The 8,142-nt window shown below is 73.6% G+C and carries 10 protein-coding genes; 4 read left to right on the top strand and 6 right to left on the bottom strand.

All coding sequences use genetic code 11. The features are described 5' to 3' along the window. From C7C45_RS34950 to C7C45_RS12540, 4 genes are all read left to right on the top strand, one after another. Positions 1–315, top strand: a 315-nt coding sequence (locus tag C7C45_RS34950; protein ID WP_244200349.1) for a GTP-binding protein, incomplete at its 5' end; no start/stop codon positions are given. 38 nt (positions 316–353) lie between these two features. Beyond that, on the top strand, positions 354–923 hold the full coding sequence (locus tag C7C45_RS12550; protein ID WP_110563793.1) for a hypothetical protein: 570 nt from the start codon (positions 354–356) through the stop codon (positions 921–923). A 36-nt stretch (positions 924–959) separates the two neighbouring features. Next, positions 960–3,185 carry an AAA family ATPase gene (locus C7C45_RS12545; RefSeq protein ID WP_110563792.1) on the top strand — a complete coding sequence of 742 codons (2,226 nt, stop codon included), beginning with the start codon at positions 960–962 and terminating at the stop codon, positions 3,183–3,185. Between the two features lie 91 nt (positions 3,186–3,276). Further along, positions 3,277–4,212, top strand: a complete 936-nt coding sequence (locus tag C7C45_RS12540) for an SMP-30/gluconolactonase/LRE family protein (protein ID WP_110563791.1) — start codon at positions 3,277–3,279, stop codon at positions 4,210–4,212. A gap of 64 nt (positions 4,213–4,276) precedes the next feature. Here the strand turns inward: C7C45_RS12540 and C7C45_RS12535 are convergent, their stop codons facing one another. The 6 genes from C7C45_RS12535 to C7C45_RS12510 all read right to left on the bottom strand — a co-directional run bounded on the left by C7C45_RS12535 (position 4,277) and on the right by C7C45_RS12510 (position 8,014). Then, positions 4,277–4,786 (bottom strand): GNAT family N-acetyltransferase, encoded by a 510-nt coding sequence (locus C7C45_RS12535; RefSeq protein WP_110563790.1) that lies wholly within the window; start codon positions 4,784–4,786, stop codon positions 4,277–4,279. 131 nt (positions 4,787–4,917) lie between these two features. After that, a complete protein-coding gene (locus tag C7C45_RS12530) occupies positions 4,918–5,814 on the bottom strand; it encodes a hypothetical protein (RefSeq protein ID WP_110563789.1) in 897 nt (298 codons plus the stop codon). Continuing rightward, the gene (locus C7C45_RS12525; RefSeq protein ID WP_110563788.1) at positions 5,783–6,382 is read right to left on the bottom strand and encodes a DUF3618 domain-containing protein; all 600 of its coding nucleotides are present in this window, start codon (positions 6,380–6,382) and stop codon (positions 5,783–5,785) included. The genes C7C45_RS12530 and C7C45_RS12525 overlap by 32 nt, the downstream gene beginning before the upstream one ends. 22 nt (positions 6,383–6,404) lie before the next feature. Next, positions 6,405–6,800, bottom strand: coding sequence for a phage holin family protein (locus tag C7C45_RS12520; RefSeq protein ID WP_110563787.1), 396 nt, complete (start codon positions 6,798–6,800; stop codon positions 6,405–6,407). Beyond that, a complete protein-coding gene (locus C7C45_RS12515) occupies positions 6,797–7,420 on the bottom strand; it encodes a hypothetical protein (protein WP_110563786.1) in 624 nt (207 codons plus the stop codon). The genes C7C45_RS12520 and C7C45_RS12515 overlap by 4 nt, the downstream gene beginning before the upstream one ends. Positions 7,421–7,606: 186 nt before the next feature. Next, complete coding sequence (locus C7C45_RS12510) at positions 7,607–8,014, bottom strand: DUF3263 domain-containing protein (RefSeq protein ID WP_110563785.1); 408 nt, start codon at positions 8,012–8,014, stop codon at positions 7,607–7,609. Positions 8,015–8,142 lie beyond the last annotated feature (128 nt).

The following is an 8,142-nucleotide window of genomic DNA, read 5'->3' as shown; positions in this document are numbered from 1 at the left end:
CGGTTCGGCTTCATGTGGGACGACCTCGCCCGCGGGGCGCTCGGCGCGCTGGTGGTGGTGGACAGCGCCCGGTTGGACGACTGCTTTCCGGCGGTCGACTTCTTCGAGCGGGCGGGGCTGCCGTTCGTGGTCGGAGTCAACGCCTTCGACGGGCGACTGGCCCTGGAGCTCAATGAGATCCGTTGGGCTCTGGCCATCGGTGACCACGTTCCTCTGGTGCAGTTCGACGCCCGGGACCGGCTCTCGGTGCGGGATGCCCTGCTGGTCGTCCTGGACCGTGCGCTGGAACGTGCCACCCGGGACAGGAGCGCCTGAGCCGACAGGCTCCGGCCGTGGCGGGAAGGGGTGATCCGGTGAGGGGCGACCTGGACGAGACGTTGGCTCGGCTGGCCCGGCGTGAGGAGGCGCTGCGCCGGCGGGCCGACGACCGGGACGACACCGGGTCACCGCCGGGTCCTCCCGGGCTCGGCGGTAGCGACGCCCGCAACGCCGGGCCGGGCCGGTACGGCGCACGCCACGCGGGAGTGCCCGCCCCGGGCGACGTGCCCGGGTGGGGGCCGGTCGAGGAGGTGGCCGAGGTGGTCCGCCAGGTCGTCGGCGCGTACCCCGGGCTGGCGGTGACCGTGCACGTGGAGCACGCGGGGCGGACGTACCCGTTGCGGGTCTCCTGGAACGGCCCGGACGTCACGGTCGGGCCGGCGCCCCCGGCGCCTCCGACGCCCCCGACGGCCCCGGCACCTCCGACGGCCTCGGCGGCCCCGACACCCCCGGTGGAACCTCCGCCGGCCTGGCCGCTGTCCGGTCGGACCGTGCCCGCGTGGGCGCCCGGTACGGACGGGTTGACCCCGGACCCGGCGGCCCGGTTGGCCGAGCTGATCCGGCGGGACCCGTCGCTGTTGGACGAGTTGGATCCGCGGCGCTGACCGGCGGGGCTGGCTGCCGGCGGCTACGGTCGGGCGGTGGCGCAACCCGACCTGACTCTGACGGCGAGCCTGCGGCCGGCCGCACTGGACGCCCGGCGGGGCATCGTGCGGCTGCATCCGGAGGCGCTGACCGCGCTGGGGCTGCGCCCCGGCGACCCGGTCCGGCTTGCCGGCCGCCGGGTGACGGCGGGGATCGTGGCGGCAGCCGCGCCGGGCGCGAGCAGTGCCCTGCTGTACGCCGACGATCTGACGCTGGGCAACCTGGGCGTGCGCGACGGCGGTCAGGTACGGGTGAGCCCGGTGCCGGTGATCCCGGCGGGCCGGGTCATCCTGGCCGGGCCGGTGGGGGTGGTCGCGGCGGTCAGCCCGGAGATGCTCCGGTTGGCCCTGCTGGGCAAGGTGCTCACCGGCGGCGACGACGTGTCGCTGCTGCCGCAGGACGTGCTGCCGGACGCCTCGGTGCGCAGCCTGGTCGAGGTGGCTCGACGTAGCCTCGCCAACACTGTCGGTTTCGCCTGGACCAGCACTCTGCTCACCGTGTGCACCGTGGAGCCGACCGCTGGCGCGCTTGTCACCATGGACACGGTGATCGCCTGGGAACACGGCCCGGCCACCCACGGCGGACCCGCCCCCGCCGACGCCACGCCGGCGCAACCGCCTCGGACGGCAGACGTGGCTCCGCCGGTGGACCCTCCGGACGACGCTCCCGACGTGGACGAGCTGCCCGGGCTGCGGGCCCAGGCCGAGGAGCTGACCGAACTGCTCGACCTCGGCTTCCACCACCGGGAGGTGTTGGGCCGGCTGGGCACCACCATCTCGTTGGGGGTGCTGCTCGTCGGTCCGGCCGGCTCGGGAAAGTCCGCGCTGGTCCGAGCCGTTGCCGCCCGGGTCGGTGCCCGCGTACACCCGCTGTGGGCGCCCGAGGTGGCTGCGTTGGCCAACCAGGCCGCCGCCGAGCGGCTGCGCGCCGCGGCGACGGCCGCCCGAGCCGGCGGGCCAGCGGTGCTGCTGGTCAGCGACGTCGAGGCGCTCGCGCCGGCGGACGAGCCCGGCCCGCTGGCCACGGTGTTCCGGCAGGTGCTCGCGGAGAGCATCCGAGCCGGTGTCGCCGTGGTCTGCACCACCGGCCGACCGGAGGCGGTCGACCCCGCGCTGCGCGCGCCCGACCTGCTGTCGCTGCGGATCAGCATCCCGCTCCCCGACCAGGCGATGCGCCGCGAGCAGCTCACCGTGCTGACCCGGCAGGTGCCGCTGGCCGACGACGTCCGGCTGGACGAGGTGGCCGCGCGTACCCCCGGGTTCGTCGCGGCGGACCTGGCCGCGCTGGTCCGGGAGGCCGGGGTACGCGCCGCACTGCGGCAGAAGTCCGCCGAGACGCCGACGGTGTCGATGGCCGACTTCAGCGCCGCTCTGGAGGTGGTCCGGCCGACCACGATGGCCGCGTCCACCCTTGATCTGGCCTCGGTGACCCTGGAGGACGTGGGTGGCCTGGACGAGGTGAAGCAGACGCTCACCGAGTCGGTGCTGTGGCCACTGACCTACCCGGACACCTTCGCCCGGCTCGGGGTGCAGCCGCCGCGCGGTGTGCTGCTCTACGGACCGCCGGGATGCGGCAAGACGTACCTGGTCACCGCGCTGGCCGGGTCGGGGCGAGCCAACGTGCTGTCGGTGAAGGGCGCCGAACTGCTCTCCAAGTGGGTCGGCGAGAGCGAACGGGCGGTCCGCGAGCTGTTCCGCAGGGCCCGGGAGGCAGCTCCCACCCTGATCTTCCTGGACGAGGTGGACGCGTTGGCGCCGGTACGCGGCCAGGCCACCGACGGAGGCACCACGGACCGGGTCGTCGCCGCGCTGCTCACCGAGCTGGACGGGGTGGAGACGCTACGCAACGTGGTGGTGGTCGGCGCGACGAACCGGCCCGACCTGGTCGACCCGGCGCTGCTGCGGCCGGGCCGGTTGGAGCGGCTGGTCTACGTGCCACCGCCGGACGGGCCGGCCCGCGCGGAGATCCTGCGGGCCGCGTCCCGGCAGGTGCCGCTGGCACCGGACGTCGACCTGGCCGCTCTCGGCGACGAGCTGGCCGGCTTCTCCGCGGCGGACTGCGCGGCGTTGGTCCGGGAGGCGGCGCTGGCCGCGATGCGGGAGTCGCTCGCCGCCGCCACGGTCACCGCCGAGCACGTGTCGACGGCGCGGGCACGCGTACGCCCGTCACTGGACCCGGCCCAGGTCGCCTGGCTGGCCGCGTACGCGGCGAAACGGGATTGAGCCGGTAGCCAACCTTTCGGCGGGCCCAGCGAGTTCATAGGACGTCACATTCCCCTGTGGAGTCATCCACACGGACGTCAGGTGGTGTTCCTTGCGAAAGCTGCTGTCCCTTCTCATCGTTCCCCTGGTCGCGGCGGCGACCCTCGCCACGGTCGGCTCGCCGGCGACGGCTCATCCGACGAAGCCGTTCCCGGCCCGGATCGCCCTGCCCGACGGCTTCACTCCGGAAGGGTTGACCATCGGCCGGGGTACCACCGTGTATGTAGGGTCCATTTTGGACGGTGCGGTGTGGCGCGGTGACTTACGGACCGGGCGCGGCTCGGTGCTGATCCCGGGCACACCCGGCACCGACAAGGCCGGCCTCAAGCTCGACGAGCACGGCCGACTCTGGACCGCCGACTACTCCGGTGGCGGCGCCAGCGTCTACGACGCGGACACCGGCGCCAAGCTGGCCCACTACCAGTTCAACGACCAGCCGGGCGTCAGCTACATCAACGACCTGGTGATCACCGAGCGGGCGGTCTACTTCACCGACTCCGCACTGCAGGTGCTGTACGTGGTGCCGCTGGGCCCGGGTGGTCGACTGCCGGCCCCCACCGCCTTCCGGGTACTGCGGCTCAGCGGTCCGGCCGCCACGCCGGACGTCTACCACAACGGGATCGTGGAGCTGCCGGACGGGGATCTGCTCGTCGCGCAGATGCTCAGCGGCACGCTGGTACGCATCGACCCGCGTACCGGCCACAGCCGTCTCGTCGACCTCGGCGGCTACTCGGTGGAGCGGGCCGACGGGCTGGTGCTGCGTGGTCGCACCCTCTACGTGATCCGGAACCTGAGCAACGTCATCGCGGTGGTCCGGATGAACGCCGGATTCACCGCCGGGGTGGTGCAGCGGGAGGTCACCGGCCCACAGCTGCGCTCGCCGGCCACCGGTGACCTGCTCGGCTCGGCGTTGTACGTGGTGAACGGTCGGTTCGACGTGGAGTCGACGCCGAGCACCGACTACGACATCATCCGGGTGCCGGCCTGATCCAGGCGGTCGGCGGTGACCTCCGCGGTCGCCGCCGGCCGGCCCCGGGCACAGAGAAAACCCCTCAGAGCGCGGGTGGCGTCGAGTCCAGGCAGATCTCGGCGCGCACCTTGTCGCCCTCCTCGTGCAGTTTGGCCCCGCACTTCGTCAGCACGGCGACGGCACCGACGTTGTCCCGGGTGGTCTCGGCCACCACGGCCCGCATGCCCGCCCGAGCGGCAGCGTTCAGAAGCTCCCGCAGGGCGGCCGCGCCGATCCCCTGTCCACGTGCCGAGCGGCCGAGCCACATGCCAATCTCCACCGTGCCCGGCTCGTCACAGCGCGTCATCCGCACCATGCCCAGCACCTCGCCGCCGACGAGGATCGCGTACATCTGCGAGCGGGTCGGCCCGTCCAGCCCGCCGAAGCTCGCCCGGTGGAACTCGCGGAACGCCTCCCGGCGGGCGAGCGACCAGCCGGCGGGAGCCTCGACCGGAGGCATGACATCGCCGGGCTCCGCCTCGGCCGCCGCTACGGAGAGCAACGGCTCCAAGTTCTGCTCGTCCACCGGCTCCAGCCGGACCGCACCCGCCACGTGCCGCAGTCTGCCGCCCTCATCGGCCGAAGTCCACCCCAATGGCGATGCACTGGCGGTCCGGCTACCGGTACCGGCCGGTCGGGCGGCCCGGGTGTTGCTCATCACGCTCTGTTGTCACCCGTTGGTGTTCACACCGTCGGGTCGAACTCGCAGAACACCAACGATGCGTCGTCGGTGGGCTTGTGCCGGCGCAGCCGGTCGGGGTGGTCGCGCTCGGCGTCCCGGACCCGGTCGATCAACGCGCCCGGCCCGTCGACGCTCAGCAGATCCAGCAGACCGGCCCAGTCGGTGAGCCCGAACTGCTCCACCGCGCTGGACGCACCGTCACTGAGCAGTGCCGCCCTGCGAATCGCCGACGGACCTCGCCGGGGCACCGACCCGGTCACCGCGTGGAAGGCCGCGTCCGGGTCCGACGCCGCGACCCAGTACCCGTGGGTGCGGTTCATCCGCTCCCGTTGGATGCTCACCGCGTGCCGGAACCGGGTGACCGGGTCGGCCGCGCCGCCCGGCACGGTCGCCACCGTCTCGCGCAACTCGGCCATCGCCTCGTCCAGGCGGTTGTCGGTCACCACGCTGACCTGACCGCCGACGTCCAGGACCAGTGGGCTGTCGCAGAGCACCAGGTAGTCCACCTCGTCGCCGCAGTCACGCAGGAGGCAGACCGTGCTGGACGGGGTGCCGGGTCGGTCGAGGTCGCACTGCCCGCCGTGGTCGGCCCGTACCGCGAGGATGGCCGCAGCCAGGTTGCTCGTCAGCCGGGCCGCCGGGCGGGCCGCCTCCGCCACGCCGAGCCGGGCGGCCAGGTGCCGGACGTACCACTCCGGCCCGTGCACGCAGCCGGTGTCGAAGCCCTCCGGCACGGTCGCGCCGTCCAGGACGCCGACCAGCGGGCCGATCCGGAAGACCAGGTCCTCGTTGACCGGCCGGCCCGGGGCCGGCGCGGACGCGGAACGTACCCGCATCACCGGCGCCGGCCCCGCCGCGCCGACCGGGTCAGCGCTGCCGGAGGTCGTCGGCGGCCGCATGCGCCTCCCCCTGCACCTGGCCAGCAGCCGAGCGGCCCTGGTCGCGTACCGCGGACATCCCCTGCTGGGCGCTGGACCGCACCGACTGCGCCGCCTGCTGCACCGGCTCCCGCATGTTGTCCTGCATCTGGTGGCCGACCTGGCTCGCCTGCCCACGCAACTGATCGGAGTGCTCACTCACCATGCTCCGCTCCCGTCCGGCGAGTTGCCGTTCGCGCCCGCTCGGCGGGATCAGCGAGGCGGCCAGCAGACCGACGCCGAAGGCGACCAGGCCAGCCGCCATCGGGTTGCCCTGAGCCTGCTCACGGCCCTGTTGCCCGAGCGAACGAGTCTCGTCGCGTACGGACCCGGCCGCGTGCGACATCCGCTGACCGGTCTCCTGCCCGAGATGGTGCGAGTTGCCCATCATCTTCTCCTTCGCTCGGGTGAACGCGCCGCGTGCCTGCTCGACCCGATCACCAGCGATCCGACGCGGGTTGACCCTGTCGGCCAACGCGTCGACGTCACTGCTCAGCTCGTTGCGGGTGGCCTCGATCTCCCACCGGATCCGATCCGGATCACTGGACATGACCTGTTCCCTCCCGACTCGCTCACCGACCCCGCAGGGCGTTCGGCATCTCCCGGGCGGTCTGCTTCGTCCGCGGCAGCACCGCACGTGCCCGCTTCAACTGGGTCTTGGCGTTGATGAAGAGACCACCGGCCACGACGGCCCAGAGCACCGCGACGATCAGCGCCGCCCATCCCTGGTCCATCGTGTTGGACAGCCCCCACCACAGGGCGTACGACACGAAGAGCACTGCCAGGAACCCGGCCAGCCCGGCCCCGCCGAACATGCCGCCCGCCTTACCAGCCTGGCTGACCTCCTCGCGGAGTTCGGCCTTGGCCAGCTCGACCTCCTTGCGCACCAGCGTGGACACGTCCCGGGTCACATCGCCCAGCAGGTCGCCGACCGAGGCCTGGGTCCGTTCCTTCTCCGGGGCGCTCACGGGGCCACCCCGCCGGGGAGGCCCGGGTCCGGTTGACCGGCGGGCGAGACGTTCCGCGCCCGTGCCGTCCCGACGTACGGCTGCTGAGCGCCCTGCGCTGACGGCGGAGCGCCGGACGCGCTCCCACCCTGACCATCGCCCGAGGGCGGCGCCGTCAGGCCACGGGTGAGCCGCCCGACCAGCAGCCCGGCCACCGCGGCACCCGCGAGGAACGTCCCGGGGTGGCTCCGCGCGTACGTGCGTACCTCGTCGAGCACCTCGCCGGGCTCGCGCTCGTCGAGCCACCCGGCAGCCTGCTGGGCGGCGTCGGCCACCCGGCGTACCGCGTGACCGGCCAGCCCGGAGTCGCCGTCCCGGTCGGCCATCGAGCCCAGGTTCCGACCCAGGTCGCGTAGGCCCTCGGCGGCGCGCCGCTGCTGCGTCTGCGCCTGGTCCCGAAGCTGCCCACTGGCCTGACCGGTCAACTGCTGCGCCTGTCGCCGCGCCTCTGCGGCCACCTGCCCGCCCTGCTCGGCCGCTGTGTGCGCGACCTGCCCTCCAGCCTGCGTGGCCTGCTGGCCGACGCGGGAGGCCTCCTGCCGGGCCTGCTGCCCGCGCCCGCTCTGGTTCGCTGCCGTCATGCTCCGCTCCCCTCCTGGGTGCTCGGTCGCCTGGCGACCTCGGAACGCCACCCGCCTACCCGGCTGGCCAGCCGGCATGCGGTATGCCGGCTGGCCGGGCCAGGAAGACCGGCAGGGCAGGCGTCGCCGGGAGGAACAGCCCGAATCGGCACACCGGCGCGAAAGGGGAGGCGGTACGGACGACGGTCAGCGGCGGCGATTGCGGGCGCGCGACGAACGCAGTCGACGGAGCCGACCGATCAGCACGGGATCGGCGGCAAGCGCGGCGGGATTGTCCAGCAGACCGTTGAGCAGTTGGTAGTACCGGGTCGAGGAGACACCGAAGGTGTCCCGGACGGCCTGCTCCTTGGCGCCGGCGTGGCGCCACCACTGCTGCTCGAAGGCGAGGATGGCCCGTTCCCGCTCGGTCAGGCCGGCCGCCGCTGGCGCGGCGGGCTGGACGTCGGCCTCATCGTCCTGGTCGGGATCGCCGGTGCTCTCGATGGGCGGCACCGGTCGTGGAGTCGGAACCGCCGGCCCAACAGCACCCACGACGTCACCCCGACGAGCGTCAGTGGACGGCTCGGGGGCGGCCGGGGTGGCGTCGGCGGACATGGCACTCAGCCTAGCCAGCGACGACCTGGGTCGCACCAGCCGGCGCGGCTGGGCAGAGCGCGGGCCGCGCTGTTGCTCGGAGGGGAGCCGCCGGCCCTACCTCAGCCACCTTTGCTCTGCTTCCACCC

Origin of the sequence: Micromonospora arborensis (genome assembly GCF_003205615.1) — a bacterium.
GTDB classification, from domain to species: domain Bacteria; phylum Actinomycetota; class Actinomycetes; order Mycobacteriales; family Micromonosporaceae; genus Micromonospora; species Micromonospora arborensis.
Note: the sequence above shows the minus strand (reverse complement) of the source record. Positions and strands in the feature narration are given on the sequence as shown.